Below are 26967 nucleotides of genomic sequence, written 5' to 3' on the forward strand. Positions count from 1 at the left end.
TTCATTTCACATTGAATCAGCTGCCTAAGTTAAATGTTAATGGTCACGGCTCATCAGATAATCGGCAATCTCCATTAACCTTGAAGCATCCGGCAATTGCGCTCGTTCAAGTGCATCTTTAGCGGATTGTGTGAGGGATTTTACTTCTGCAACGGAAGCTTCCATTCCGATAAAGTACGGATAAGTTACCTTCTGCTGATTCACGTCACTTTGCGTTTTTTTTCCCATCTTTTGCTCGTCACCCGTCAGGTCTAAAATGTCATCCTGAATCTGGAATGCAAGTCCTAAATCCCGCCCAAATACACTCAGCGCCTCCAACTGTCCTTCTGTAGCCCCGCCGATGCGAGCACCTGCAAGGAGGGAGAAGACAATCAGATCACCTGTTTTATGCAGATGAATATATTGAAGCTGAGACAAATCGGTCAACCCTTGCTCGCCTTCCATATCAGCAACCTGGCCGCCAACCATGCCTCTGGCTCCTGCAAGTTCAGCTAAATCCTGGACAATAGCTAACAGAGCATCAGCATTCACTCCGCTTTGACGTCCTGTCTGAACAATGCTGTAGAAAGCGTGGGTCAGCAGTGCATCTCCCGCAAGAATGGCTGTCGCTTCGCCATATACTTTGTGATTCGTTAATTTTCCCCTACGATAATCATCATTATCCATCGCAGGCAAGTCGTCGTGGATCAACGAATACGTATGAACCATCTCCACGGCGCAGGCTACCGGCATCGCAGCTGTACGCTCCGCGCCGAAGGCTTCCGCCGCAGCAACGACCAGAAGTGGACGAAGGCGTTTACCTCCAGCCATTAATGAATACTGCATCGATTCCGTGAGCGAACGAGGTACATCCCAATGCTCGGGAAGGGTGTGTTTCAGCGCTTCCGTAACATCTCCAGTTACTTCCTGAAGATACGCTTCGAATGAAAGACGGTTACTCATTGATCTCACCGCTCTCCTCGTCAGCCGTGCCAAAAGGCTTCTTGCGAAGCTCCCCATCTTCTTCTACGATCATCTCGATCTTACGTTCCACTTGTTCCAGCTTCAGGCCACATAACTGGGAAAGTTTCATTCCGCGCTGAAACAAATCAATCGCTTGCTCCAGAGGAACATCCCCATGCTCCAGCTGACCTACGATGTCTTCTAATGCCGCCATTGCCTCTTCAAAATTCAGTTCCGGTTCATTCGCCATGGATGTTGTTGTCCTCCTTCATTCCCCAGACCTGACAGTCCAGCTGTCCGTCCGCTAATTTGATCTTCACCGAGTCGCCCGGCTGTACATCATTTATGGATTTAATCAATTGCTGTTCCTGCTCATCGTAGACAAGACTATAACCACGTGACATTACCTTCAGCGGACTGAGTGCATCCAGATGCCTTACCAGTGACTTCCACTCTTGTTGCTTGCTACGTGTAATTGATCTCATCGCAAGTTCAAGTTGCTTACGAGCGGCTGCATTATCCCGGCGTGCTGTATTCACTTGTTCCCGAGGATTAAACCGCTGTAAAGCTGTCCGCAACCGTTCTTGTTTTTCTCCCGTCCATTTCATTCGTGTATCCACACTTCGTTGCAAGCGTTGATGTAACATATCCAGACGTTCTGTATGCTGCATCAACGTTCTGCGCGGATGCACCAGCACGGGGGAGCGCTGAAGACGAGTTAGGCGTTCACGATGATATACGGCACGTTGCTTCAGACTGTTCTGTAACTGGCGCTGTCTTCGTGCAATCTGTTCCATCAGCTCTGCACGATTCGGCACAGCAAGTTCCGCTGCCGCTGTTGGTGTCGCAGCACGTAAATCGGAAGCAAAGTCTGCAATCGTAAAGTCCGTTTCATGACCAACCGCAGAGATCACTGGAATGGTTGAAGCTGCTATGGCTCGAGCTACAATTTCTTCATTAAAAGCCCACAGTTCTTCGAGTGATCCACCGCCCCGTCCTACAATAAGCACATCTGCTTCAGCCATATGGTTCAAGTTGTTTATTGCCTTGACGATGGATGGTGCAGCCCCTTTGCCTTGAACAAGCACCGGGTACAATACAACTTTAGCCGATGGATACCTTCGTTGCAGTGTGATTATAATGTCACGAACAGCCGCTCCTGTAGGAGATGTTACAACACCAATCGTTTGTGGATAACTTGGGATGGGTCTTTTGCGAGCAGGAGAGAATAATCCTTCGTCCTCCAGTTTCTTTTTCAGCTGCTCATAAGCCAGATATAGACTGCCTATACCATCTGGCTGCATATGTGTCGCATAAAATTGATACTGCCCGTCGCGTTCATATACCGAAACGTTACCACGCGCAATAACCCTTGCACCCTCCTTCGGTACAAAGGGTAAACGCTGATTATGCGATGCAAACATGATGGATTTAATCCGACTGTCCTTGTCCTTTAACGTAAAATACATGTGGCCGCTGGAGTGATGCGTGAAATTGGATATCTCTCCGCGCAGCCAGACGTCCGACAGAACCTGATCCGATTCCAGTTTCATCCGGATATATCGGTTCAGGTCTTTAATAGAGTAAATTTTTTGCTCTGCCACAGACAGTTACCTAGGCCAATCCGTGAGCGCGTTTTGCCGCGATCAGAGTGTTCTGCATCAGCATGGTGATCGTCATTGGACCCACGCCGCCGGGAACAGGTGTAATTGGGCCAGAGACTTCTTTTACACTTTCAAAATCTACATCCCCTGCGAGTTTTCCGTTATCCAAACGATTCATGCCGACATCGATCACAACAGCGCCTGGTTTAACATAATCGGCATCCACAAAATTGGCACGACCGATCGCTACGACCAGAATATCCGCTTGACGTGTAATTTCTTTCATATTAGCCGTACGGGAATGACACATCGTTACGGTTGCATTTTCACGTTGCAATAACAAGGACACCGGTTTACCTACAATGTTACTACGACCGATAACGACAGCGTGTTTACCGGACATTTCCAGACCCGTGCGTTTAATTAATTCAATGACACCTGCAGGTGTACATGGCAGCAAGCTGTCATCACCGATAACCAGATTCCCCACATTCACTGGGTGGAATCCATCTACGTCTTTGTCTACAGCAATCGCATCGATTACCGCTTTCTCTTCAATGTGGCTCGGCAGTGGAAGCTGCACAAGAATACCATTGATGGACTTCTGATTGTTCAGCTTGTCCACGAGAGCTAGCAAATCCGCTTGCGATGTACTTGCATCCAACCGATGTACTTCAGAGTAAAAGCCGAGGTCATGACATGCTTTTTCCTTATTACGCACATAAACTTGAGAAGCCGGATCTTCCCCCACGAGCACAACAGCCAGACCCGGCACTACTCCCTGTTCGCTTAGTTGTTTTACTTCTGCGGTCATGCTTGCGCGGAGCTCTTGGGATACTTCTTTACCGTTAATAATAGATGCTGTCATTGTAGTCTCTCTCCCTTATATGAACATATATTAGATAAAACGATCTAGATACATCCTTACAGAAAAGCTGGCTTGTATACTCTACTCCATCAGAATGTTCCCTCAGGATAATTTTTGCTTGATGCTATCCACTTCCTGAATCATGCGGCCAAGAACACCATTGACGAATTTGCCTGATTCATCTGTACCAAAGTACTTCGACAGTTCAATCGCTTCGTTGACAGAAACTTTTGCTGGTACATCATCACGGAATACCATCTCATAGGTGGACAAGCGCAAAATTTGGCGGTCTACACGAGACAATCGGCTTAGTTGCCAGCCTTTCAAATAATCCACAAGCAAACCATCAATCGCTTCCTTATGAGACCACGCACCTTGCACCATTTCGGTAACGTAGCTGCGCATTTTTTCTTCATCACGGATTTCAACTTCCGTTTCATTTTCCTCAGCCGCTTCATTAATCAGCATATTTACCGCTTCAGACGCGCTTACTTCATTCATTTCCATTTGATACAGACTCTGTACTGCAATTTCCCTTGCCAAACGTCTTTTCATGTCCTGCCTCCTGCAGCGCTCAATCCCGAGCGTCATCATGCTTATTTTAAAATTCAAGAAACCACTTCATTACCCTATACAGGATACCCATGGCTCCTCTCTGATATTGCGATCTCTTTTCACAAAAAAACCTGCGACACGTTTCCTCCAAAAATCGGGCAACTCAAACTACAGTTCTATTTTCGGAAGAAACATATTGCAGGGTTCTGATAGGCTTATTTGAACGGACGCCAGCGATCTCCAAGCCATTGTCGTAACTCTCCCCAAGGGATGAACGAGCCTAGCTTCTCATCGCTTCGTCTGCCAAATGTATACCCGATGAACACCAAAAGTGCAAAGAACAACATATCCCAAAAACCGATCCAAACATAAAGAAATCCCAATAAAATACCAAAGGCAACGCCTAGAATACGTCCCTTGTAGCTATCCCAAAGCTCTTTCCACAACATCAGTGAAACTCACCTCATTCCACGCGACTCTTGTAGTTAGGCGACTGGGTCACATTAGCGATATATACGGTTACAAAAGAAACAGGAATTCCTGTAATCTCTTGCACATGATCATGTATCGCCTTTTGCAGATCCGTAGTCAGCGCCGGAATAGGTGTCTCCCCATCCACAACAGCCCGAATCTTAATCTCCAGTCCTGACTCCACCACACGGATGCGCGCTTTGACGTCACGTACTCCACGAAAACGGGAAGTAGCCTTCAAACAGAGATTTTCAATTGTCTCCATTGAAATCTGAACATCCCCGAACTCGGTACGTTGATCCACAGAAGGTAACGAGCCACGCTCGCGGCGAATCGAGATGTAGAAAAAACGTAAACTCAGGACAAACAAAATCGCTGCCGCGACAATGGACGCAACAATAACATTTTGTTCCTGCTGGTAATTCAATTCGTATGGCAGCACACCGCTAATCAGTAAGATTACCGCTGCCGATATTGCTCCTACGCTTATGCTGTATATAAACAACAGAAGCCGATCCAGTATTTTAGCCACGAACTGCACAGCCTCCCTTGCTCACTCACATTGCTTAACTGCTGAAAAGCTTAACGTTGATCACCTTGTCCGTCTCAAGTGCATAACGAAAGACCCGTCCAAGACGGGATAACCCCCGACAGAAGTGCCGGGGGAAATCTGTCTTATTATTTTACACGTTGCGTGTTCAGGTCGATCTCTTCCACCTTTTCAGCACTCTTGAACTGAACGTCATGAATGTGAACATTCACTTCATTTACGTTCAATCCTGTCATGTTTTCAATGGAGCGCTTCACGTTTTGTTGGATTTCAGTAGCAACCTGCGGCAAACGGTATCCATATTCAATAATAACGGAAACATCCACTGCAGCTTCGCGTTGACCTACTTCAACCTTAACTCCTTTTGAAAGGTTTTTGCGGCCGAGCAATTCCGCGAATCCACCTGCGAATCCACCGCTCATCCCAGCTACTCCTTTAACTTCCACAGTTGCAAGTCCAGCAATCACTTCGATAACTTCAGGTGCGATCTGGATTTCACCGATATCCGTGCGTTCAAATTCTGTCGGTAGTGTACTCATAAATGTTCAACACACCTTTCGCGAGATAAGTTTGCGGCCATCCGTCAGGGTGCCGGTTCATTTTCAAAACACTCAGAACCCTTCCGGTCCGGCTTTACCGGAGCTCCTGCAACCATCCGCTAGAAGGCGGGCTTATCCGATGCAGGAGACATGCGCTCTTATTATTACATACTATATCATTTGGGCTAGATTATGACAAACAAGTCCAATATGACTGTTAAATCTCGTTTTCCTCGAGAAATTTAATATCAAAATCTCCGCGAATAAACGTTGGATGCTCCAGAAGTTTCTGATGGAAAGGAATCGTTGTTGAGATGCCTTCAATCGCGAATTCTGCCAAAGCACGCTTCATTTTGGCGATCGCTTCATCACGAGTTGCGCCCCAAACGATCAATTTTGCAATCATGGAGTCATAGAATGGTGAGATTGTGTAACCAGGGTACGCTGCGCTGTCTACCCGAACTCCAGGGCCACCCGGTGCAAGGTAAAAACCAATCTTGCCTGGTGCAGGCATAAAGTTACGGTCAGGATCTTCAGCGTTAATTCGGCATTCAATGGACCATCCGTTAATAACCACATCTTCCTGACGGAAAGATAACGGATTACCTTCGGCAACAGAGATCATTTCACGGATCAGATCGACACCCGTTACCATCTCGGTAACCGGATGTTCAACCTGAATACGAGTATTCATCTCCATAAAGTAGAACTCCCCGTTTGGACTTAGAAGGAATTCCAGTGTACCGGCTCCGGAGTAATTCACCGCAAGTGCAGCTCGCACAGCAGCTTCTCCCATGAGCGTACGGACTTCCTCGTTGATCACAGGACACGGTGCTTCCTCAACAAGCTTCTGACGACGGCGCTGAACCGAACAATCACGCTCGCCAAGATGCACGGCATTGCCGTGTTTGTCAGCCATAATCTGAATTTCAACGTGCTTCATGCCTGTCAGGAATTTCTCCAGATACACACCGGCGTTCCCGAATGCTTTCTGAGCTTCCTGCTGTGCAGCCGTGATTTGTTTTACCAATTGCTCTTCGTTTTCAGCGATCCGAATCCCTTTACCCCCACCACCAGCGGTAGCTTTGATAATGACAGGATACCCGATATCACGTCCAATCATAATCGCTTCTTCGGTAGTTTCTACAAGGCCGTCTGATCCAGGAATAACAGGTACGCCTGCATCCTTCATCGTCTGTTTCGCTACAGCCTTGTCACCCATCTTGGTAATAGCTTCCGGTGAAGGACCAATGAATGTAATGTTGCAGGAATCACAGATTTCCGCAAAATCAGCATTCTCTGCCAAGAAGCCGTATCCAGGGTGGATGGCGTCACATTCCGTCAAAGTAGCTACACTCATCAGGTTAGTAAAGTTAAGATAACTGTCTTTAGACAGTGTTGGTCCGATACAGTAGGCCTCGTCTGCAAGACGGACATGCAAGGAATCTTTGTCCGCTTCCGAGTAAACAGCCACTGTCGAAATGCCAAGCTCGCGGCAGGCACGAATAATGCGCACAGCAATCTCACCACGATTGGCAATCAATATTTTATGGAATTTCATTTCGTCTTTGTCCTCCTTCGAAGCTCATGCGGCTGCTATAAACCTGTAAACCGTTATTCCGGTTTTACCAGGAACAGAGGCTGTCCGTATTCGACAAGCTGTCCATTTTCAACCAGCACTTCAACGATTTCTCCCTTGATGTCCGCATCAAGCTCGTTCATCAGTTTCATGGCTTCGATGATGCATACCGTTGTTTTCTCAACAACTTTATCACCCACACTCACAAAAGAACCAGCTTCCGGTGAGGAAGCTCTGTAAAATGTACCTACCATCGGAGATACAATTTTATGTAAATGACTTGTTGTATCGGCTTGCGGGGCAGCCTCGCTAACCACTGCGGTAGCAGCAGGTTGCACCTGAGGAGCAGCAATCACTTGCGGTTGTACGGCAGCAGCCTGTACGAACTCCGTTTTACCTGGTTTGCGAATCGACAAACGTGATCCTTCATTTTCAATTTCCAATTCCTGAACAGAACTTTCATCAACCAATTTGATCAGTTCTTTAATTTCGCTCAATTTAAACATTTCCATTATTCACTCCTTCGGCATCATGCCAGTCTCACGAGGACGGTCATATGGCTTTTAGTATTATATCATAATCATTAAAAATGGAAAGAGCCCGAGAGTCGAACAGGCTCCCGGGGCTTCCTTATCACATTTCCGATTACTGTTCTGTGACATATTGCACGCTGATTTTGTTCTGTGATACAGACAATTCTTTCATAACCAGATCAACAATAGAAACCGCCTGTTTAACGTCAAGTTTGTCACTCAGAACCACCACTTTATACTTGTCAGCCTCTTCTTGAACGACTGCATTTGCGAATTGCTGGGAAAGTGTCTCTTCAATGCCTGTAATTTTGGCTTCTTTATCTTCAAGTACCCGGAGCTGTTCTGTTGCTTTTGCATTTTCTTCCGGTGTTTTACTAAGATCTCCTGCAATGGTCATCAATTCCTCGTACTTACGGTTGTTACTCTCTTCACGCTGCCACTGGTAATTCTGGAACTGACTGCTTGCCGACACAGCCGTATTTTGCTGTTCCATCTCTTTTAGCACTTCTTCATCTGTTTTAGCAGCAGTCCCCTCTGTTTTCCCTTCCGTTGCTGGGGTAGTCACCGCTCCTTTTTCCGCACTACTTTCTGACTTTTGATCCGTTTCTCCTTCTTTGCTGCCTGGTTCAGTAGCAGGTGTTTTTTCTGTGCTTCCGGCTTCCTTACCTTCTGCGCCAGTAGTGTTCTCAGCCGGGGTCGCCGCACCGGAATCACCCTTAATCTCTCCGCTGTTCACGACCTCGTTGATCACCAGACCTTCTGTTGGATCAAGAATACCAGCAGTTTCCTTTGCCTCGCCTTGTTTCATCGCATCTACTTGCTGGCTGTCTGCTACAGGGGGATTAACGGGCCCGGAATCTTCAGTAAAGAGATAATAGGCGGACAAGATAACCATTAGACTCAGCATGGAAACGAGCCATATTGTTTGACGTTTGTTATTCATTTAGAAGTTCCTCCTCAAAAATAGGGTTGATTCTGACAACACATCTCTTCTTATCATCATTCAAAGCTTTAATCCTGTTTGCGCGGAACAACCGAGATCCGGTAAGCCGCTACGTTCAAACCTTTTTCAACGGCATCTGTAATGAGGTCTTTCACAACCTTGTTCTCTGCACCTTTTGCCACCACCAGCACTCCGCGGATTTGCGGTTTCAGCTTTTTCGTGACAATGGGTGTCTGATCCCCTGATAATTCATACGTAATGATCTCACCGTCACGGGTATATTGCGTCATATGCCGTTTACCGCCATTGGCATCCGTCTCTTCGGTAAGCTGCTGTGAATCTTTGACGTTCCGCTGCACCACGAGTTCTTCCGTAGAATCCACGGTAACCATCACATCCACAGTGCCTACACCAACGATATTTTCCAACACGCCTTTGATCTTGTCTTCGAATGCCACTTCAATCGCCTGAAAAGGGTTTTCTTCCAACAAACCATTTTGCATCGTCGACATGGAAGTAGCTTGTTCTGGTGGTTCACGACCGATGTTTTCAGAATCGATCTTTTTGACGTTGACAAAGGAATTAAAGAGCATGATGCCCACACCGATCAGTCCCAAAATGATTAACCACCGTAAGGTTTGACTGCGCTTCGCACCACCTTCACCGCCACCCATCCAGCTTTCCAGCTTTTTGAACCAGTGTTTCATCGGACCGCCTCCTTTTCAGAGCACTTCTGCATTTTCTCTCTCCGTCACTCGCACCTGGCTCGCATCAACTTCCCACTTCTCCTTGAGCAATGTGATAATTTGTACTGCGTGTTCAGACCGTGAAACACTAGTTTGCTTAACGTTTGAATCTTCACTATCATTCCAGGTAACGGAGGGTTCGGATGCTTGATTAGAAGCTACCTGATCTCTCTTTGGTTGCTCGGATCGCTGGCCGTTTGACTCAATCTGTATATTCTTAATTTCAACTGGATCAATCTCCACAGGTTGAGTACTCGGGTAATTTTCATCATGTTCTAACGAATCTTTGGTTTCTGTCATCGGGCTGCTGCTCACAAGTTCAGCCACATCCGAATCCTGTCTCGAATCACCCTTTCCACTTGCTAGTTGCACCTCCACATGCTGAATGACAGGCAGTTCAACAGAAGTGGTTGCTTGGGTATCCGAATTTGATTTCTTCATCGCCAGTTGCACCTCAACCGACTGAACCTTTGCGCCAGTTGTCTCTTCAATCTGACCTTTCATAACGTTAGCGAGTTCCTTCGCCGTCCACTTTAGGGACTGTTGTTGTTCACTCGCCTGCATTCGCTTCCCTTGAGCCAGAATCTGCTCCAGTGTGGCTTGCCGGTCAGGAGGTGCATCCATTGCGGTCATGGCGCGTTTTAGTTCCCCTACCGGATCACTTTTCAACAGTTTCGTGATGGGGGATAACAAGGTCAGTAGGATGAGAAGGCTCAGCACAAGCTTGACATACCGTTCCATGGAACGATTCGGGAGTAGCATATCTACAAACGTTGCCAGTAAAACGATCATGATCAGATCCTGCAGCCAGTTGCTCAGCCACCCCATCCTATCCAGCCCCTTTCCTGCAGACAGATATTTAACGCATCATCACTGTCAGATTCCCTGCGGTCAGCAGAATCGTAATTGCCAGGAAAAACATGAGTCCAACGGCGGCCAGTGCCGCGAACACATAAATCATGCTTTTACCAATCGCTTGCAAGCAATCTACGATCGGCGTCTCTCCCAAAGGTTGCATGATCGCTCCGGTCACGTTGTAGATCAAGGCCAGCGCCAGAATTTTAATGGCCGGAAACGCACAGAGGAACAAGATAATAATGACACCTGTCAGTCCGATTGCATTTTTGACAAGCAACGATGCCGTGATCACGGTATCCGTTGCATCTGCAAATGTCCTCCCTACAACGGGTACAAAGTTTCCTGCAATATATTTGGCTGCCTTCAAACTGACACCATCCGCAACCGACCCCGAAGCTCCCTGTACCGAAATAACCCCCAGAAACATCGTCAGCAGAATGCCCAGCAAGGCTACACTGATGTTTCGCAACAGGTCAGCCATTTGTGTCAATTTGTATTTATCCGAAAGCGAGCTCACCAGATGCAGCACAGCCGAGAAGAAGAGAAGTGGGAACACCAGCAGATGGATCAGCGTACTTACGAGATGAATCATGAAAATAATTAGCGGGTGCGTCACCGAAACGGTAACGACATTACCCATCGAAGCGAGCAGTGTGAACAGAAGTGGAACCATCGCCATCATAAAGTTGATCATGCTGGATATAGCCTCTTTTGCATAACCAATCGCTACGCTAAAGCTGTTGATTGCGATGATAATGATGACCAGATAACAGATGGCATATGCAATTTTACTAATATTGTTCTTCTCAAAAGCAGTCTGAAGTGTCTCCAAAATCATGCTCAGCACTGTCAACATCACGATCGTGACCAAAAGTTTGCCGTTATATAAAATTTCATGTAACATAAACGTGCCAATTGCCGAAAATACCGATTTCAGACTGAATCCTTCATTCCCGGGAATTAACATGTCCATGAACGATGGTGTTTTGCCTTCTGGAAAAAAACCACCGTACTGTTTCATCAGTTGATCCCAATATTTCTCGACCTGATCCTTCGGAAGCTCATCAGCCTGCTGCTTTATCCACTCGTTTGAAGGCGTGGTGGCTACAACCTGTCCAATTACACCGAACATGAAACATATCATCAGCACAATGATGAGGCGCCAGCGCGGCTTGTTATGCATCAATTTCATCAGTTATCCGCCCGCCCTTTCTACACTGGCATCAGTTTCATCACGGTTTCGATAATGATGCTAATGATCGGAATCGCGAGTACAAGAATCAGCACTTTGCCAGCGAGTTCAATCTTGGAGGCGATGCTCTCTTGCCCTGCATCTCTGACAATCTGTGCACCGAATTCGGCAATGTAAGCAATGCCGATAATCTTCAATACCGTTTTCAGATAGATGCTCTCCATACCGGAATTTTCAGCAAGTCGCTTCAGCACTTCGATGACTGTGCCAATTTTGCCAATCAACAGCATAAAGATCACTACACCAGTGGCTGCCGCAATCAGAAAGGCAAACATCGGCTTTTGTTCCTTAATGACTAAAATCAATACGGTTGCAATGAGTGCCAGACCAACAACTTGAATAATCTCCACGGGTCACCACCATCCGGCTTCATGACCGATTTCATTGAAAAAGAAATATGGATTTAATCTCTTGTAGCAGGCTGTCCAGCATTCGAACAACCATGAACAGTACAACGACAAATCCGATTACGGTCACCCAGTGAGCCATATCTTCCTTTCCCATTTGTTTCAATACGGTATGAATCATCGCTATAATGATTCCAATGCCCGCAATTTGAAAGATTGCGTTCACTTCTAAATTCATGACCTTGGCACCTCGCTATCCCGGCTATTTCAGAAGATCAGTATGACGATTAACGCTCCGACAAGCATCCCCAGGCTGCGGCTCATTCGTTCGTACTTCACTTGATCGGCCTGTGCGCGGGATTCCTCATGCATAAGTTGCTGAATGGCTAACGAAATATGTTTGGTCTGATCTTGACGATCACTGGTGCCAAGGCTGTAACTCAACTGTAGCATGACCTCCCGCTCGTCTGATTTCATCGCTGATTTCCCCCATGCCTCCTCGACACCGGCTTGCAGACTCTCCCTGGCTGTAAGGCCATGTGGAGGTTCCATCTGTGTGGAGGCATGTAAAAAAAGAGTTCTCACCGGCTCTTTGGTCTGGGCCCCCATCTTGTTCATCGCATCAGGCAGCGGCGTTAAGCCGTAATTAATCTCTGTCATCAGCCGCTGTAGTGCTGCAATCAACTCACGTAGCTGCCTTGGCCGCAATGCATATTGCCTCGCCTTGTAAAAACCAGCGAGAGTACTTGCGAACAGGATCAGCACCGCGCCAAGCATATTAAGCAAAGGCTTCACCTCCTGCCCCGGTCTGTTGCAGTCCTCTCATCTTGCCATCGGACAGTCGAAAGCTCATGCCTCTGCTCGTCCGCTGCAGCTGTACATAACGCTGAAACATCTGCTCGGCAATCAGTGTTTTCAAGGCAGGCCTTGCAGATAGTTCAGTCAGATCCCGTGCGTGAGCCGTGGCAATGACAGAAACTCCTGCATGCAGAGCCTCCATAACTGCCTCCGCATCCTCTGGCCGACCAATCTCGTCCACAATCAGAACGTCCGGTGACATGGAACGAAGCATCATCATCATGCCTTCAGCCTTGGGGCATCCATCCATTACGTCTGTGCGCGGCCCTACGTCGAAGCTAGGCACACCTTTATAGCTTCCCGCTATCTCAGAACGTTCATCTACAATGCCCACTTTTAGTCGGGGGCGTATCCCCTGCCTCAGTTCACCACCGGCTGTCAGTTTCGTGCCGTTACTGATCTGCCTTGCCAAATCTCGCAGCAACGTTGTTTTGCCTTGCTGCGGTGGAGATAGTATCAGGGTATGCATCACCTGTCCGTTCCTCATATCTAGCAGGTATGGAAGAATCGGGTCAGCCACGCCCTGCACTTCCCGGGCAACACGGACGTTAAATCCGTTGATATCCCGTAAATATTCTACACGCCCTCCACTGAGCACCGTCCGGCCAGCAAGTCCGATTCGATGCCCTCCCGGGATGGTGATGAATCCTTTTCGTAATTCTTCTTCCAAGGTATAGAGCGAATGGTTGCTTATGAGATCAAGCAGTCTGTGCGTTACTTCTTTCAGAGGAACATATGCTTCCTCTGGTTTTCCCGTTGGTACACCTTCTGGGGTGAGGAAGTGATAATTGTTTCCTGCATTAATTTCCAGCGGCCTGCCTTCTCGAATACGGATTTCCTCTACTTGTTCCAATAAGGCGGGCGGCATTCTGCCCAGAATGGTTCGGATGGGTTCAGGAAAAAGATCCCTCCATTTCACTTTCATGAGTAGGCTCCTCCAACTTGATTAATTTCATCTCTGATGCTTGTTCATATCTCAAGTTTATGCCTGTACATTCATTTTATGACGCTGAAATCTATCAATTCTTCAAGGACGATGAATGCGAGCCAAAACTCATAGACATCTTTTGTTCTAGGCACCTGTCTAGACATTCATGCATATATTGCTTGCAGACAGAATGGACTGTTCCTCTGAGAAATCCATGCTCGATCCCGAGGAACTAAAAGGAGTTGTGGGGTGTGCGTGTCGACGTTGTAGGTAATGTAAATGAAGTACGAACGATAGATATTGAAGGGCGAAGTGTGGTCGTCATTGACGTTTTGCGAACAACAAGCACAATTGTGACCGCGCTTGCTCATCATGCTGCGGGGGTTATAGCTACGGAGACTGTTCCGCAAGCTAAACAGATGTTGGTAGGAAACAGTATTCGGGGCGGGGAACGTTTTGACAAACAAATAACCGGATTCGATGCGGGTAATTCTCCCTATGAATATATGAGTGGTGACATTGCGGAAAAAGTCATTATCCTCACCACAACAGATGGTACAAGAGCTCTGATTAAAGCATCCAGAGCCAGACATATACTTGCGGGAGCATTCTTAAATGTTAGAGCGGTTGCTTCCGCTCTACTGGAATTACAACGGGATATTTTGTTATTATGTGCCGGAGAGCAGGATGAGTTTGCTCTGGAGGACGGCCTATGTGCCGGATGTATTATTGAAGAGTTGTATCGTCAGACCCATTCGCCACTGCAACTGAACGATCTTGGTATTATTCTGCATCAGGCTGTGTCTCAGTGTCATGACCAGATTACAGATCTGGTTCGCACATCATCCAGTGCACGCAGACTGGATAAACTAGGGAAAATGCATGATGTTACCTATTGTTCACAATTGAATCTGCTGGATTGTGTACCAGAGATGAGGGAAGGGAACGAGCTAAAACCTTACCGTAAAGTAAGAGGAGGCAACATGTGCAGACGACTATAGTCACAGCTAAAAGAGGTGTACCGCTGCCTAGTGGCAACGGTACACCTCTTCCTAATTATACGTTTATTTTACGCATCATTTGCAATCTTATCTGCGAACTTGCGGTCCACCGATTACGGCTTGCTCAGCCGTATCCAGATCGTAAGCCGTGTGCAGAGCTTTAATCACGTCATGAAGCTTCTCTCCATCGATAACGCAGGAGACCTTGATCTCGGAAGTGCTGACCATTTTGATGCTTACGCCTTCACCTGAGATCACTTTGAACATTTTAGCAGCTACACCTGGATGGCTCACCATACCTGCACCAACAATCGAGATTTTAACCAGGTTCTCTTCGGAGGTAACTTCACGGTAAGGCAACCGGCTGTGCAGACCTTCAATGACACGAAGTGCTTTCTCGCGATCAGACAGTGCAACCGAGAAGGAGAAGTCCGCTTTGCCGTCCTGAACCCCGCTCTGCACGATAATATCGACGTCCAGTTGCTCACTAGCCAGTTCGCCAAATACTTCGGCAAGGACGCCCGGGACATCCGGAACACCCAAAATACTGATGCGAGCTACGTTTTTGTCATACGCGATTCCACTTACCACTACTCCTTGTTCCATTGCCGCTTCCTCCTTCACAACCGTTCCTTCATTATGGTTAAAGCTTGATCTTACAATCAAAGGTACACCGGAATGCTTCGCGTACTCTACAGCACGTGGATGCAATACCGCCGCTCCCAGATTCGCAAGCTCCAGCATTTCGTCGTAGGATATTTCTTTCAGTTTGCGCGCTACCTTGACGATCCTCGGATCTGTGGAATAAATTCCGTCCACATCCGTATAGATCTCGCAAGCGTCCGCTTGAATTGCTGCTGCGAGCGCAACAGCTGTTGTATCCGAACCGCCGCGGCCCAGTGTAGTGATCTCGCCGTCTTCCGTCATGCCTTGGAAACCAGCGACAATAACGATATTGCCTTCAGCAAGCGCAGATTTGACACGTTCAGGACGGATATCCTGAATCCGGGCTTTACCGTGAACCGGTTCTGTTCGGAAACCGGCTTGCCATCCTGTAAAGGATACGGCCTTGCGTCCAAGTGCCTGAATGGCCATGGACAATAAGGAGATCGAAATTTGTTCCCCTGTTGTCAACAACATATCCATTTCACGAGCAGGCAAATCACTGTTTAGCAGCTTCGCCTGATCAATCAAATCATCTGTAGTATCTCCCATGGCCGAAACCACGACGACACATTGATGTCCTTCATCCGCTTTTTCTACAACACGTCCGGCTACACGCTTCATGCGTTCTGTATCTCCGACCGAGCTGCCCCCAAATTTCATGACGTACAATGACAACGCAAATCCACTCCCTACCTTGTGCAGTATGCATCAATTGATATCTTTCGTCATTATTCTCTACGAGAAATGACTTTAACCCAGTATATTACGAAAGCGTCTGATAGGCTAATCTTTTTTCAAAAAAACCCTCTGCCATATTCATGGCAAAGGGTTTCCATTCTTGCATTAAAGCTTACAGCAAGTGAAAGTTACGCACGGGAAGAGTATTTACCTTCACGTGTATCAATCAGAAGCACGTCGCCTTCATTGATGAACAAAGGAACTTGTACATTCAGACCTGTTTCCACTTTTGCGTTCTTCGTAGCGCCTTGTGCTGTGTTACCTTTAACGCTTGGCTCTGTTTCAATAACTTTCAGCTCAACGCTTGTAGGCAAGTCGATACCCAGGATTTCACCTTGGTAACTAACGATCTTCACGTTCATGTTTTCTTTAAGGAAGTTCAGTTCCCACTCCAGTTGATCACTAGTCAGTGTGAATTGATCGTATGTTTCATTGTCCATAAACGTATGCTCAGAACCACTTGCATACAGGTAAGATACTCCACGGTTTTCGATAATTGCACGGCCAATCGTTTCACCTGCACGAAATGTTTTTTCAACCGTATTACCATTACGAAGGTTTTTTAACTTGGAACGTACAAAAGCTGCGCCTTTACCTGGTTTTACGTGTTGGAAATCAAGCACGGTATAGATATCGTTGTCTACTTGCACGGTCAAACCTGTTTTAAAATCGTTAACTGAAATCACAAAAGATCCCTCCTGATATAAGTAAAAAGTGTTTGGGTATGTTAGCCAATAACGGTGAACTTTTTGTCCGATTTCGTAAGAATATGAATACCTGACTCGGTAATCACAACGTCATCCTCAATTCGTACGCCGCCAAGTCCATCAATATAAATTCCCGGCTCAACTGTAACCACCATTCCCGGTTTCAACACATCATCGCTAAGCTTGGACAGACGCGGAGCTTCATGAACCTCCATACCCAGACCATGGCCCGTGCTGTGTCCAAACTGTTCTCCATATCCATAGCCTGCAATGATATCCCGAGCAAGTGCATCCGCTTCCCGTCCGGTCATACCTGGTTTCAGGTTCTCCAGCGTATGTAATTGTGCTTCCAGTACGATGTCGTAAATCTTGCGCAGTTCAGGTACAGGATTACCTGTTGCAATCGTACGTGTCAGATCTGAACAGTATCCGTCCAGCAACGCACCAAAGTCAAACGTAATCAGTTCGTCCTGTCCAATTACTTTGCTACTTGCAACACCGTGAGGCATAGCAGAACGTTCGCCTGAAGCGACGATGGTGTCAAAGGAGGAGCTGGTCGCCCCATGCTTGCGCATGAAGAACTCCATTTCAAGATCCACTTCACGTTCAGTCATACCCGGTTTCGCAAATTGCAAAACGTGGCTGAATGTGGCATCTGCCAAATCTGCAGCACGCTGCATCACTGCAATTTCGTCAGCATCCTTGAACATCCGAAGCTGCTCAACAATACCGGATACTGCTGTAAGTTTAACCGATTGCAACGATTCCGCATAAGAAGCGTGCGTACCAAATGTAACCGAATCCTGTTCGAAGCCAACTTCGTTGATGTTCGCTGCAACCAGCAAATCACGTACAGAATCCATCGGTTTTACACCGTGCTCTACCACGTTGAAACCTTGGGCTTGCGTGGATGCCTGTGCCATATAACGGAAATCAGTAAGCAAATAAGCTTCCTGTTCAGTAATAAGCACATATCCTGCCGAACCCGTAAATCCCGTCATATAACGGCGGTTAATCGGATTCGTAATCAGCATTGCTTTGAGTTCACGCTCGGCCATGGCCTCACGTAACTTGTGTACTCGTTTGTTTTCCATCGGTAACCCTTCTTTCTCTCACATTCCCGGGTTCCCGGCTCAGGTTTGTTTGTCCAGATGACGCACGAGAGCCAGCAATCCCAGTTCATAGCTTACTTCGCCAAATCCGGCAATCTGCCCGATCGTTTCTGCTGCTAGCACTGAATGATGTCTGAACGCTTCGCGTGCATGAATGTTGGATAGATGAACCTCCACGGTAGGAACTTTCACGGCATTGATTGCATCCCGTATCGCATAACTGTAATGAGTAAAAGCCCCGGCATTCAGCATGATCCCGTCTGCCTCACCCATTGCGGCATGAATGCGGTCAATAATGTCTCCTTCATGGTTGGATTGATAAAAAGCGATGGAGACGCCCAATTCTTCAGCCTGTCTGCGAATTTTGTCTTCAATATCCTTCAGACTAAGCGTTCCATAGATACCTGGTTCACGAACACCAAGCATGTTCAGGTTCGGGCCATTGATCACAATAATTCGTTTCATCGCTGCTCCACCCTCTCTGCAAATAACCATCTGCTATTTTAACACAGCCGTTACCGGATTGAGAAGCTTTTTTGCGTCTAGGCTCCTGCGTGCTCTGGCTCCCGTTTCCTTTCGTCGGTGTACTCCATCGCTACAGTGTAACCTATGAACAGCCCCCAAAGAAGGAAGAAACAAATTTCCGTGAAAATTGAATCCCATGTCAATTGATTTAACGGTTTCATCATTCCGAGTTTAGGCCCAAGCAGGATAAAGAGGATCACCCACCAGACGATCCCATACACCATACCGGGAAACGGCCCTTTTAATTTGCGGATGGTAAAGGTATATAACAGTGACGCAAAGATGGAAAACACGATAAAACACAACCAACCTGTCAAGTGACCTGCCGGTGTATAAATATATTTATGCTTGAAAAAAGGCTCCGCCAGAAAACCCACGGGTACAATGGTAAAATGCAGAAAATGAAATAGCCAGTGGATTCCTCCCCAGATTAGCCCGGCAAAGAACCCCAGTTCCAGCGCAAAGGAAAACGGATTTGTGAAATAGTGCGCATCTCCCTGCCTTGGCACGGAGCGCCGTTTCGTCACGTTTTCGTCACGTTCTCGCGGTCGTTGCCGATTTGTGCGCTGATCCGTTTTACCTTCGTGATTATGATTCGTTAATACGTCCTCATGAGTATGATCTGTCATCATAAACGTCCCCTTCTTCGCAAGATGATCTCGCAAGCATGCTAGATATTTTCTCACAGTTCTAGGGCGTAGTATGTTCAAATCAGGACAATCTTAACAGCAGCACTTGCCTTTTCTCTCGTAAACTAGAAATTGCTCTCAAAATTCGATACAATAAGGATATTAAACTGCCTTTGATTGTAAAGGCTTAGAACAGAATAGGAAGGTGAATAATTTGCCTCAACAATCCAAGCCTGTCAGCTACGGGGGGCAAGCTGTCATCGAGGGCGTAATGTTTGGCGGTAAACACGTCAATGTTACGGCCGTTCGTAGAAAAGACGGCGAAATTACGTATCTGGAAGTTCCCAAGCAAGACAAGACCTGGGTCATGAAATTGCGGCGGATTCCTTTATTACGCGGAATTGTCAGCATTATAGATTCAAGTGTCAAAGGTAGCAAACATCTTAATTACTCTGCTGACGCTTATGCTGATGATGAGCTCGAACCTGAAGAAAAAGCCAAACAACAAGAGAAACAAGGAACTGGCTGGAGCCTTAGCATGATAATCGGTGTGACTGCGGTAGCCATACTTTCCTTCCTTTTCGGCAAAATTGTACTGACGCTGCTTCCTGTCGTGATCGAGGACTTCTTATTTAAAAATGTATTCGACAATCAATTTCTGCATAATGTATTGGAAGGTGTCATCAAACTGATCCTGTTACTCGCTTATCTGTGGCTAATCTCACAGACACCAATGATTAAACGCCTGTTTCAATACCACGGTGCAGAGCACAAAGTCATAAGCGCATACGAAGCTGGCGAAGAACTTACACCAGAAAATGTTCAGAAGTACAGCAGGCTACATTACCGCTGTGGTAGTAGCTTTATCATGTTGACTGTCATCATCGGTATTTTCTTATACTCCGTATTCACATACGATAATTTATGGGAACGGATGGGACAGCGTTTGCTCTTGTTGCCAGTCGTACTAGGTATTTCGTTCGAACTACTCAAGATTACGAATTCGCTTCGTGATATTCCTGTCTTACGTTATCTGGGATACCCTGGCCTGTGGTTGCAATTGCTTACGACCAAAGAACCTACGAACGCTCAAGTGGAAGTATCCATTGCGTCTTTCAATCGCATGCTTGAACTGGATGCGAAACTTGCCAACGTTTCGACCGCAACGGAAGTTCCTGTAGCAACACTTGATCCTGTGAAAGGGTGAATGAAATGAATAAGCAGGCTATTGTATTTTGGGCATTCATTGTACTGGCTGCTCTTGGGGTTATCAGTTTTATGACTAGAGCTTCGTTGTCCAGTATTCTCATCCCTCTGATCGTGTTCGGAGTTGTGTTCCTGCTGTACAAATTCCCGCCTGCCCGTTGGTCACGAAAAGCCAAAACACCAAAGATCAAACCTTCGGCAAAAACGATGGCTAAAGTGAACGCACAAAATAATGTCAATGCAAGAAAGAGCAGTTCGTCCAAGAAACGCAAGGACTATCCTTTTCAGGTCATTCAGGGCCAGAAAGGCAAAAACAACGAAGAGGACGTTCCCAAGTATCACTGATTTGTCCTTCCGGTGATATCTCTGTTTTCTTCTCACAGTAAAATGTAAAATAAAACCCAAAAAGCAATTCTCCATCATCCGGAGAATTGCTTTTTTCACGTTTCTATATGGGAACCAGCGGTGGCGAATCCGCCTGTTTCTTCCGCATTTCTTTTCGCTGCTTTTCTAATTGCTCGTTGTACATCTTCGTATTCCATGTGGTGAAAAACTCCAGACCAGAGGCCACGCCTGAACGATATAAGTTCGTACTGTCTTGAACGGAGAGATTAAATTGTGTCGGTTTAATACCCAGCGTAGGAATTTTGACCGTACGGAATCGGTTAATCTGCTCAATGTAACGCTCATCGTGAGCTGTTAACATGGTCTCGACAAGCGCTTGCAACATGGTCAAAGGCCCTTTAATTCTTGCAGGTTCTACTTCTGTCTTACCTACCATTTTAAAACCGACTACTGGAATGATCTCTCCCCCTGATTCAGAGCGTTCTCCATCGAACAACCACAGTGGGAAGTTACTCAGTAGCCCTCCGTCCACGACATACACAAACTGATCTTGGAAAGGTAGCCCCTTGGACATCATCGGTGATTTCCGAATAATGACAGGATCGAAAAAATATGGAATGCTACAACTCATACGTACAGCTTTAGCAACCTCAAGCTTCGAAGGTTCAATCCCAAAGCGCCGAATATCGTCGGGCAAGACGAGAATGTTTCCGTTAGAAATATCCGATGCGGTAATGAGCAACTTTCCAGGTGGCAAATCAGCGAAGGTTCGGATTCCTTTTTGTGCCAGCATTTTGCGTATCCATGATTCCAGTGCTTCACCTGAATATAACCCTTTTTTCAAAAACAATCTTGTTGCTGGACCAATCCAGCGTGTATTAAATATAGGCGACCGTTGCAGAAGCGAAGCAAACGGCGTACTCTCAATGATTTCTTTCATCTCCTCGGCCCGGTAACCCGCAGCCAGTAGGGCAGCAACAATCGAACCGGATGATGTGCCAGCAACTCGGTTGAATTGCACTCCGCAGTCCTGTGCTCCCTGTACAGCTCCTGCAAGGGAAACCCCTTTTACGCCTCCACCTTCAAAAACGCCATTAATTAACACAACGAAAAACCCCCGTTCTCCAGGCAGCCATACTTCTACTGCCACTGTATGAGAACAGGGGTTGGTCATATAACTATGAGTTGAAGAATCCGTGATCATTAACATAGAAAAATTAACGTTAGACTAGACCCTACAATCCATAGTAAGCTTTCAGTCGTTCAATCAAACCGAGCGGGTTTTTCGTAAGATACTGGGAACTGAAATAAATGTCTCCGCCAATAGATGGATACTTCTGATTATATGTCAATTGATCAATGATTTCTTGTGATGTGTGCCACCCAATCTCTGGCGTTCCGAGTTTATAAGGAGAATGGCCGATGTACAATTTTACATTGGTATTGGCTACCTCATTAACCCACCAATCGACGACCTTATCGTATCTTGCTGCACTTAGCGTCATGCTCCAGTATACCTGTGGTGCAACGTAGTCGATCCACCCTTGTTTGATCCATGTCCGAACATCTGCATTCATGCTGTCATAAGCAGTTACGCCCGCTTTGGTATCTGAGCCAGTCAGATCATTTGCTTTGTTACGCCATACACCAAATGGACTGATCCCATACTCTACATTAGCTTTCGCTTGATGAATACGTTGTCCAAGTTGCTGTACAAACTGATTAATGTTGTCACGGCGCCATGCTGCACGGTCTGTTGAACCTGACGTGTTATACATTTTGTAAGCAACATCATCATTAAAGGTCACGTTAGAAGGATAGAAGTAATCGTCCAAATGCACTCCATCCACGTTATAGTTGTTCACCACTTCCATAATGGTATCCATAATATGCTGACGTGCTTCCGGAACACCTGGATTAATATATAGTTTACCCGATGCATTTACAATCCAGTCCGGATGTAGCTTGGATACATGGTTAGTCGCCAGATTGGCTGTTGTTGCTGAGTTCGTTGCCCGAAACGGATTGAACCAGGCATGGAATTCAAGCCCGCGTTTGTGCGCTTCCTCAATCATAAAAGCCAGTGGGTCATAACCTGGATCTTTCCCCTGGGTTCCTGTCAGAACACTATTCCAAGGCACTAGACTGGATGGATAAATGGCGTCTGCATTTGCTCTAACTTGTACAAACACAGCATTGATCCCCATGTCTTTTAACTGATCCAGTTGACTTGTGTACTCCTGCTTCTGTTTGTCTACATTGCCTTTCGCGCCAGAAGATGGCCAGTCACCATTAACTGTAGATATCCAGGCTCCGCGCATCTCATTCGTTGCTGGTGGGGTTACACTTCCTCCCGGTTCTGCTGGTGTAGCTGGCGTTGGTTCTGGCGTTGGCGTAGGTTCTGCTCCGGTGTACAGATCAATGGTTTGAGCCGCCTGATTCCAGTTCACTTGAATTCCCAAATTTTCACTTACAAAACGAATTGGAACCATCACGCGACCTTGTTTGAGTTGCACGGAAGCATCCAGATCAACCACGGTATTGTCCACTGTCGCTTGCTGACGTCCACTGGTCATCGTAATCGTTGAATCCGATTTCTGAATCGTCACCGTCCGGGTTGCCTGGGACCATAACACAGAAGCCCCCAGTCCTTCACTGATGACCCGTAACGGCACCATTGTTACGTTCACCTTGGGCATGATATAGGGTGACACATCTGATTCCAGACGCTGACCATCCAGAAAAATAGTAATCTGTTTTGAACTTGCTGCCTGAGCGGTCATACCGACTGACTGTAATCCAAGAACAAAAATGAGCAGTAGCAACAATCCTTTACGCAATTTCATCAATACAATCCTCCAACATCATTAAATTTGCGGTAAATTCTACTAGTTTAATAGACGCATGGCAGACGGGTTTAGTTGCGCAATTGACCAAATGTTGGTTGGAATTAAAATATTGAAATTAAAAATGCTCCTCGCCATTCCATTGGCAAGAAGCATCCTTTATTTATCAACATATGAATTCAAGGCTCAAGAGTCCGTGTTACTCATGATTTCCTGAATGTTTTTTAGATCTTGCAGACGGCTCTCATCCTGACGGAAATATTCCACGAGAGACTCAATACATGTAATGGAGTCCCAGCTTAAGTGATGTTCAATACCTTCTACGTCGTTATATATGTTCTCTTCCTGAACACCGATCGTCGTTAGAAACTGCTCAAGCAGATGATGGCGTTCCATCAACCGTTTGCCCATTTTTTTCCCTTTTGGCGTTAGTACCAGCCCGCGGTACTTCTCATAGATCAGGTACTCGTCTTTGTCCAGCTTTTGGATCATCTTCGTCACGGATGAAGGATGTACTTCCAGTCCTTCAGCTATATCAGACACACGAGCATAGCCCTTTTCATCAATCAATTTGTATATACGCTCCAAATAATCTTCCATACTGGGCGTTGGCATCTGCTTCCCTCTCTTCTCTCTGACCGGTTCTACGTACCTGGTCCCTATCTTCTAATGATACATGTTATCAATGCGCATTGGCAAGTCCTACCCGATTCCGATCCGCCTTACACAAGGATTGGCAGGCGTGACTTCTCTTCATTTGAGGCAAACTAAGTCCAGTTTCGTATTGAAAGGAGTGATTCTGTGAGCACAAGCGTGGCCCAGCCCCCTGTTAGAAAAGTAAAGGGTACTAAACCCTTTATTCCCGATTTGGTGTATTTTGAACCAGGTGCGCTTGAATATGAAAAAGGAAAACGGATTATGCAATGGGTAACCTCCCAAAACATTCCTTATCAGATGACCACTTCACACAATCGAATCACCAACCTCCCCGGTGAGACAGAGCAAGAAAAATACCGGATGGCCAAGCGAACTCTGGTTGTAGGGGTACGTAAAACCTTGAAATTTGACCAGTCCAAACCATCAGCAGAGTATGCGATCCCTATCTCGACAGGTTGTATGGGTCATTGCCATTATTGTTATCTTCAAACCACATTAGGTGCAAAACCATACGTTCGCGTGTACGTAAACACGGAAGAAATCATTGAGGCTGCCAAAGGTTACATCGAGGAACGCAAACCCGAAATTACCCGTTTCGAAGCAGCCTGTACCTCCGACCCCGTCGGTCTGGAACATATCACGGAAAACCTGAGCGACCTTATTCGTTTTATGGCTGATGAAGAATACGGGCGTTTACGCTTTGTGACAAAATATCATCACGTCGATCCGCTACTTAACATCAAGCATAATGGCCATACGCGTATCCGGTTCAGCGTGAACTCGGATTATGTTATCAAAAACTTTGAACCCGCCACTTCACGCTTTGAAGAGCGAATTGAAGCTGCTGGGAAAATAGCGCATGCCGGATATCCACTCGGTTTCATTATTGCTCCGATTATTTGGTACGATGGCTGGCAAGAAGGTTATGCTGAGCTACTGCAAAAGCTGGCAGATACCTTGCCTGAAGAGGCTACCAAAGACCTGACATTTGAAATGATTCAGCACCGTTTCACCAAAACGGCTAAAGCGACCATTGAAAAAAGATATCCAAAAACCAAGCTGGAGATGGATATTGAGAAACGGAAAATGAAATGGGGTCGCTGGGGTCAGTACAAATATGTGTATAAAGATGACCAGCAAGATGCCCTGCGTGAATTCATTACAGAACGCATTTTCGAACACTTTCCTTTAGCCAACATTGACTATTTTACCTAATTCAACTCGTATATCATCAGATAAAAAGCAGGTTGCATGTTCCAGAGAAGTTCTGGTTCCTGCAGCCTGCTTTCAATGATTTATTCTGCTGAAGAAGAAAAATGCTTCATGTTAAGTTGATCATCCAATCGGGTGTAATTTGCTGCAGCCAGATTGTGATTTGGGTCATCTGATCCGTGAATAGCAAAATACCCATTAAGAGCATTAAAGCTCCGCCAATCTTCATCATGAGGTTTGAATAACGCAAAATCCAGCGTGTCGAACCTATAAAGAACGCTAGAACAAAAAAGGGTAAAGCAAAGCCTACCGTATAACCTGTAATCAGTGTCAGCCAAGTTGAAGGTTCGCTCGCTGCCATGGCGATAATCGCCGTCAGAATCGGTCCGATGCAAGGCGACCAGCCTGCCGAAAAACCAATCCCAAAAACAAAGGAACCTAAATACCCCGCCGGCTTCCATTTCATATCCAGTTTGCGTTCCTTCATTAAAAATTGCGGCTTGAAGATACCTAACAAAAACAGTCCCATCAACATAATTAAAATCGCGGACAGTTGACGAATCAAATCCCGGTTATCATTAAAAAATTGTCCAAATAATCCTGCACCCAGACCCAGCGAATAAAATACTGCAGAGAATCCGAGAATAAACGCCAGTGTATGCGTTAACGTCTTCAAGCGTACCTCTCGCTGGTTCCGATCCTCTTTCAACTGTTGCACGGTCATTCCCGTGATGTATGAGAGATACGAAGGATATAACGGAAGACAACACGGTGATATAAAAGAAGCGAGGCCAGCAACAAAAGCCAGCCATACATTAACATCAGGCATGAAGCAATGTCTCCCTTCCTGGTGCTCACTTGCTCTTAAGTACTTGTTTTCAAACGATAAGTGTAGTAGTCAGAAATCAGGCTCGGAACCCTTTTTTAGCAATCATCGTTAGGATCAGCATACCAATGAGCAGTAACACAATGGTTGCTCCGGGTGCCAGGTTCCAGATCCCCGCTGTAACTAGTCCAATCACAACCGCAATCTCTCCGATGACCACCGACAGAATAATGGCTGATTTGAAGCTTCGAGCCATGAGCAGGCTGACGGCGACAGGAATGGTCAACAAGGCGGATACAAGCAGAGCACCCACGATCTTGATCGCCGTACTGATCACCAATGCTGTCATCACTGTAATTAACATATTCAGCATTTTAACTGGCAATCCGGTCACTGCAGCTGCGTCCTCCTCAAAGCTGAGCAGGAAAAACTCTTTATGTAGGAAGCCCACTACAATAACAACGATTAGCGTCACGATACCCACCAGCTTCAGATCCGCCACGTCCAATGTGTAGATGCTACCAAACAAATAGCTCATCACATCCGCATTGTACCCTTTCCCCAGTGTAAAAAACAGCGAAGCCAGCGCTACGCCTCCAGACATAATAATCGCAATGGACAACTCAGCATAGCTCTTATATGCTTTACGCAACTTTTCAATAGCAAACGATGCGAGTACCGCAAAAATCAACCCAACACCGATCGGGTATACCTCGATCAGAAAACCAAGCGCTACACCTGCGATCGTTACGTGTGACAAGGTGTCTCCGATCATCGAGAGTCTGCGCAGTACAAGAAAAAGTCCAATCAGCGGAGCAGTGATACCAATAAGCAAACCACCTGCAAGTGCACGCTGAAAAAAATCACTCCATAATATTTCCAAAACTAACACGACTCCTTCGGCCTATCATCTAGTGGCCCACA

32 protein-coding genes are annotated in these 26967 nt (G+C 46.4%); 4 read left to right on the plus strand and 28 right to left on the minus strand.

Annotated features, from left to right (window positions below; all coding sequences use genetic code 11):
• Positions 1-36: 36 nt before the first annotated feature.
• The 18 genes from BLQ13_RS17715 to spoIIIAA all read right to left on the minus strand — a co-directional run bounded on the left by BLQ13_RS17715 (position 37) and on the right by spoIIIAA (position 13570).
• Positions 37-942 carry a polyprenyl synthetase family protein gene (locus tag BLQ13_RS17715; protein ID WP_090922505.1) on the minus strand — a complete coding sequence of 302 codons (906 nt, stop codon included), beginning with the start codon at positions 940-942 and terminating at the stop codon, positions 37-39.
• Positions 935-1192: an exodeoxyribonuclease VII small subunit gene (gene xseB, locus BLQ13_RS17720; RefSeq protein WP_090922507.1), complete on the minus strand. Its 258-nt coding sequence runs from the start codon at positions 1190-1192 to the stop codon at positions 935-937. Before xseB ends, BLQ13_RS17715 begins: the two co-directional genes overlap by 8 nt.
• Complete coding sequence (gene xseA / locus BLQ13_RS17725) at positions 1182-2546, minus strand: exodeoxyribonuclease VII large subunit (RefSeq protein WP_090922509.1); 1365 nt, start codon at positions 2544-2546, stop codon at positions 1182-1184. Before xseA ends, xseB begins: the two co-directional genes overlap by 11 nt.
• A 10-nt stretch (positions 2547-2556) precedes the next feature.
• Positions 2557-3414 carry a bifunctional methylenetetrahydrofolate dehydrogenase/methenyltetrahydrofolate cyclohydrolase FolD gene (gene folD / locus BLQ13_RS17730; RefSeq protein WP_090922511.1) on the minus strand — a complete coding sequence of 286 codons (858 nt, stop codon included), beginning with the start codon at positions 3412-3414 and terminating at the stop codon, positions 2557-2559.
• A 102-nt stretch (positions 3415-3516) separates the two neighbouring features.
• Entirely contained in the window at positions 3517-3969 is a 453-nt protein-coding gene (gene nusB, locus BLQ13_RS17735) for a transcription antitermination factor NusB (protein WP_090922513.1), read from the minus strand.
• A 215-nt stretch (positions 3970-4184) separates the two neighbouring features.
• The gene (locus BLQ13_RS17740) at positions 4185-4418 is read right to left on the minus strand and encodes a DUF2273 domain-containing protein (protein ID WP_090922515.1); all 234 of its coding nucleotides are present in this window, start codon (positions 4416-4418) and stop codon (positions 4185-4187) included.
• A gap of 14 nt (positions 4419-4432) precedes the next feature.
• A complete protein-coding gene (gene amaP, locus BLQ13_RS17745) occupies positions 4433-4972 on the minus strand; it encodes an alkaline shock response membrane anchor protein AmaP (RefSeq protein WP_090922517.1) in 540 nt (179 codons plus the stop codon).
• Between the two features lie 146 nt (positions 4973-5118).
• The gene (locus BLQ13_RS17750; protein WP_090922519.1) at positions 5119-5529 is read right to left on the minus strand and encodes an Asp23/Gls24 family envelope stress response protein; all 411 of its coding nucleotides are present in this window, start codon (positions 5527-5529) and stop codon (positions 5119-5121) included.
• Between the two features lie 217 nt (positions 5530-5746).
• Complete coding sequence (gene accC / locus BLQ13_RS17755; RefSeq protein WP_090922521.1) at positions 5747-7090, minus strand: acetyl-CoA carboxylase biotin carboxylase subunit; 1344 nt, start codon at positions 7088-7090, stop codon at positions 5747-5749.
• Between the two features lie 53 nt (positions 7091-7143).
• A complete protein-coding gene (accB, locus tag BLQ13_RS17760; RefSeq protein WP_090922713.1) occupies positions 7144-7614 on the minus strand; it encodes an acetyl-CoA carboxylase biotin carboxyl carrier protein in 471 nt (156 codons plus the stop codon).
• Positions 7615-7753: 139 nt separating this feature from the next.
• Positions 7754-8584 (minus strand): SpoIIIAH-like family protein, encoded by an 831-nt coding sequence (locus BLQ13_RS17765; RefSeq protein ID WP_090922524.1) that lies wholly within the window; start codon positions 8582-8584, stop codon positions 7754-7756.
• 68 nt (positions 8585-8652) lie between these two features.
• Positions 8653-9291, minus strand: coding sequence for a stage III sporulation protein AG (gene spoIIIAG / locus BLQ13_RS17770; RefSeq protein WP_090922526.1), 639 nt, complete (start codon positions 9289-9291; stop codon positions 8653-8655).
• Positions 9292-9306: 15 nt separating this feature from the next.
• Positions 9307-10158: a stage III sporulation protein AF gene (spoIIIAF, locus tag BLQ13_RS17775; RefSeq protein ID WP_090922528.1), complete on the minus strand. Its 852-nt coding sequence runs from the start codon at positions 10156-10158 to the stop codon at positions 9307-9309.
• 31 nt (positions 10159-10189) lie between these two features.
• Complete coding sequence (gene spoIIIAE, locus BLQ13_RS17780; RefSeq protein WP_090922530.1) at positions 10190-11380, minus strand: stage III sporulation protein AE; 1191 nt, start codon at positions 11378-11380, stop codon at positions 10190-10192.
• A 20-nt stretch (positions 11381-11400) separates the two neighbouring features.
• A complete protein-coding gene (spoIIIAD, locus tag BLQ13_RS17785; protein WP_090922532.1) occupies positions 11401-11790 on the minus strand; it encodes a stage III sporulation protein AD in 390 nt (129 codons plus the stop codon).
• 31 nt (positions 11791-11821) lie between these two features.
• Complete coding sequence (spoIIIAC, locus tag BLQ13_RS17790; protein ID WP_017687585.1) at positions 11822-12025, minus strand: stage III sporulation protein AC; 204 nt, start codon at positions 12023-12025, stop codon at positions 11822-11824.
• A gap of 29 nt (positions 12026-12054) precedes the next feature.
• Entirely contained in the window at positions 12055-12573 is a 519-nt protein-coding gene (gene spoIIIAB / locus BLQ13_RS17795) for a stage III sporulation protein SpoIIIAB (RefSeq protein WP_090922534.1), read from the minus strand.
• Positions 12566-13570 carry a stage III sporulation protein AA gene (spoIIIAA, locus tag BLQ13_RS17800; protein WP_244159358.1) on the minus strand — a complete coding sequence of 335 codons (1005 nt, stop codon included), beginning with the start codon at positions 13568-13570 and terminating at the stop codon, positions 12566-12568. The genes spoIIIAB and spoIIIAA overlap by 8 nt, the downstream gene beginning before the upstream one ends.
• A gap of 254 nt (positions 13571-13824) precedes the next feature.
• Between spoIIIAA and BLQ13_RS17805 the strand changes: the two genes are divergently transcribed.
• Entirely contained in the window at positions 13825-14574 is a 750-nt protein-coding gene (locus tag BLQ13_RS17805) for a 2-phosphosulfolactate phosphatase (RefSeq protein ID WP_090922536.1), read from the plus strand.
• A gap of 87 nt (positions 14575-14661) precedes the next feature.
• Here BLQ13_RS17805 and BLQ13_RS17810 read toward each other — a convergent pair whose 3' ends face one another.
• From BLQ13_RS17810 to BLQ13_RS17830, 5 genes are all read right to left on the minus strand, one after another.
• Positions 14662-15915: an aspartate kinase gene (locus BLQ13_RS17810; protein ID WP_090922538.1), complete on the minus strand. Its 1254-nt coding sequence runs from the start codon at positions 15913-15915 to the stop codon at positions 14662-14664.
• Between the two features lie 191 nt (positions 15916-16106).
• Entirely contained in the window at positions 16107-16664 is a 558-nt protein-coding gene (gene efp, locus BLQ13_RS17815) for an elongation factor P (RefSeq protein ID WP_090922540.1), read from the minus strand.
• Positions 16665-16705: 41 nt separating this feature from the next.
• Entirely contained in the window at positions 16706-17779 is a 1074-nt protein-coding gene (locus tag BLQ13_RS17820; protein WP_090922542.1) for a M24 family metallopeptidase, read from the minus strand.
• A 39-nt stretch (positions 17780-17818) separates the two neighbouring features.
• A complete protein-coding gene (gene aroQ, locus BLQ13_RS17825; RefSeq protein WP_090922544.1) occupies positions 17819-18262 on the minus strand; it encodes a type II 3-dehydroquinate dehydratase in 444 nt (147 codons plus the stop codon).
• 77 nt (positions 18263-18339) lie between these two features.
• Complete coding sequence (locus BLQ13_RS17830) at positions 18340-18954, minus strand: YqhR family membrane protein (RefSeq protein WP_244159359.1); 615 nt, start codon at positions 18952-18954, stop codon at positions 18340-18342.
• 211 nt (positions 18955-19165) lie between these two features.
• Here BLQ13_RS17830 and BLQ13_RS17835 point away from each other — a divergent pair, with 211 nt between their 5' ends.
• Together BLQ13_RS17835 and BLQ13_RS17840 are read left to right on the plus strand one after the other, a co-directional pair.
• Positions 19166-20158 carry a DUF1385 domain-containing protein gene (locus BLQ13_RS17835; protein WP_090922548.1) on the plus strand — a complete coding sequence of 331 codons (993 nt, stop codon included), beginning with the start codon at positions 19166-19168 and terminating at the stop codon, positions 20156-20158.
• 5 nt (positions 20159-20163) lie between these two features.
• Complete coding sequence (locus BLQ13_RS17840; RefSeq protein ID WP_090922550.1) at positions 20164-20502, plus strand: MraY family glycosyltransferase; 339 nt, start codon at positions 20164-20166, stop codon at positions 20500-20502.
• 103 nt (positions 20503-20605) lie between these two features.
• On the opposite strand, the gene BLQ13_RS17845 is transcribed toward BLQ13_RS17840, so the two are convergent.
• The 3 genes from BLQ13_RS17845 to mntR all read right to left on the minus strand — a co-directional run bounded on the left by BLQ13_RS17845 (position 20606) and on the right by mntR (position 23963).
• Positions 20606-21607, minus strand: coding sequence for a patatin-like phospholipase family protein (locus BLQ13_RS17845; RefSeq protein ID WP_090922552.1), 1002 nt, complete (start codon positions 21605-21607; stop codon positions 20606-20608).
• 130 nt (positions 21608-21737) lie between these two features.
• Positions 21738-23348, minus strand: coding sequence for a family 10 glycosylhydrolase (locus tag BLQ13_RS17850; protein WP_090922554.1), 1611 nt, complete (start codon positions 23346-23348; stop codon positions 21738-21740).
• A gap of 186 nt (positions 23349-23534) precedes the next feature.
• Positions 23535-23963: a transcriptional regulator MntR gene (gene mntR, locus BLQ13_RS17855; RefSeq protein ID WP_090922556.1), complete on the minus strand. Its 429-nt coding sequence runs from the start codon at positions 23961-23963 to the stop codon at positions 23535-23537.
• 186 nt (positions 23964-24149) lie between these two features.
• On the opposite strand from mntR, the gene splB reads away from it, so the two are divergent.
• The gene (gene splB, locus BLQ13_RS17860) at positions 24150-25220 is read left to right on the plus strand and encodes a spore photoproduct lyase (RefSeq protein ID WP_090922557.1); all 1071 of its coding nucleotides are present in this window, start codon (positions 24150-24152) and stop codon (positions 25218-25220) included.
• 106 nt (positions 25221-25326) lie between these two features.
• Here splB and BLQ13_RS17865 read toward each other — a convergent pair whose 3' ends face one another.
• Positions 25327-26046, minus strand: coding sequence for a cytochrome c biogenesis CcdA family protein (locus BLQ13_RS17865; RefSeq protein ID WP_090922559.1), 720 nt, complete (start codon positions 26044-26046; stop codon positions 25327-25329).
• Positions 26047-26122: 76 nt separating this feature from the next.
• The gene (locus tag BLQ13_RS17870; protein WP_090922562.1) at positions 26123-26926 is read right to left on the minus strand and encodes a metal ABC transporter permease; all 804 of its coding nucleotides are present in this window, start codon (positions 26924-26926) and stop codon (positions 26123-26125) included.
• Between the last annotated feature and the right edge of the window lie 41 nt (positions 26927-26967).

This window comes from Paenibacillus polysaccharolyticus (assembly GCF_900102085.1).
Lineage (GTDB): Bacteria > Bacillota > Bacilli > Paenibacillales > Paenibacillaceae > Paenibacillus > Paenibacillus polysaccharolyticus.

Bases quoted from the DNA above. Each gene is read 5' to 3' on its own strand.
- accB (WP_090922713.1), bottom strand. From the start codon at position 7,614: ATGTTTAAATTGAGCGAAATTAAAGAACTGATCAAATTGGTTGATGAA.
- BLQ13_RS17840 (WP_090922550.1), top strand. From the start codon at position 20,164: ATGAATAAGCAGGCTATTGTATTTTGGGCATTCATTGTACTGGCTGCT.
- BLQ13_RS17850 (WP_090922554.1), bottom strand. From the start codon at position 23,348: ATGAAATTGCGTAAAGGATTGTTGCTACTGCTCATTTTTGTTCTTGGA.
- spoIIIAG (WP_090922526.1), bottom strand. From the start codon at position 9,291: ATGAAACACTGGTTCAAAAAGCTGGAAAGCTGGATGGGTGGCGGTGAA.
- mntR (WP_090922556.1), bottom strand. From the start codon at position 23,963: ATGCCAACGCCCAGTATGGAAGATTATTTGGAGCGTATATACAAATTG.
- aroQ (WP_090922544.1), bottom strand. From the start codon at position 18,262: ATGAAACGAATTATTGTGATCAATGGCCCGAACCTGAACATGCTTGGT.
- nusB (WP_090922513.1), bottom strand. From the start codon at position 3,969: ATGAAAAGACGTTTGGCAAGGGAAATTGCAGTACAGAGTCTGTATCAA.
- spoIIIAC (WP_017687585.1), bottom strand. From the start codon at position 12,025: ATGAATTTAGAAGTGAACGCAATCTTTCAAATTGCGGGCATTGGAATC.
- BLQ13_RS17715 (WP_090922505.1), bottom strand. From the start codon at position 942: ATGAGTAACCGTCTTTCATTCGAAGCGTATCTTCAGGAAGTAACTGGA.
- BLQ13_RS17765 (WP_090922524.1), bottom strand. From the start codon at position 8,584: ATGAATAACAAACGTCAAACAATATGGCTCGTTTCCATGCTGAGTCTA.
- BLQ13_RS17750 (WP_090922519.1), bottom strand. From the start codon at position 5,529: ATGAGTACACTACCGACAGAATTTGAACGCACGGATATCGGTGAAATC.
- BLQ13_RS17865 (WP_090922559.1), bottom strand. From the start codon at position 26,046: ATGCCTGATGTTAATGTATGGCTGGCTTTTGTTGCTGGCCTCGCTTCT.
- spoIIIAE (WP_090922530.1), bottom strand. From the start codon at position 11,380: ATGAAATTGATGCATAACAAGCCGCGCTGGCGCCTCATCATTGTGCTG.
- xseB (WP_090922507.1), bottom strand. From the start codon at position 1,192: ATGGCGAATGAACCGGAACTGAATTTTGAAGAGGCAATGGCGGCATTA.
- folD (WP_090922511.1), bottom strand. From the start codon at position 3,414: ATGACAGCATCTATTATTAACGGTAAAGAAGTATCCCAAGAGCTCCGC.
- spoIIIAF (WP_090922528.1), bottom strand. From the start codon at position 10,158: ATGGGGTGGCTGAGCAACTGGCTGCAGGATCTGATCATGATCGTTTTA.
- BLQ13_RS17830 (WP_244159359.1), bottom strand. From the start codon at position 18,954: ATGATGACAGATCATACTCATGAGGACGTATTAACGAATCATAATCAC.
- spoIIIAA (WP_244159358.1), bottom strand. From the start codon at position 13,570: ATGAAAGTGAAATGGAGGGATCTTTTTCCTGAACCCATCCGAACCATT.
- accC (WP_090922521.1), bottom strand. From the start codon at position 7,090: ATGAAATTCCATAAAATATTGATTGCCAATCGTGGTGAGATTGCTGTG.
- BLQ13_RS17740 (WP_090922515.1), bottom strand. From the start codon at position 4,418: ATGTTGTGGAAAGAGCTTTGGGATAGCTACAAGGGACGTATTCTAGGC.
- BLQ13_RS17820 (WP_090922542.1), bottom strand. From the start codon at position 17,779: ATGGAAAACAAACGAGTACACAAGTTACGTGAGGCCATGGCCGAGCGT.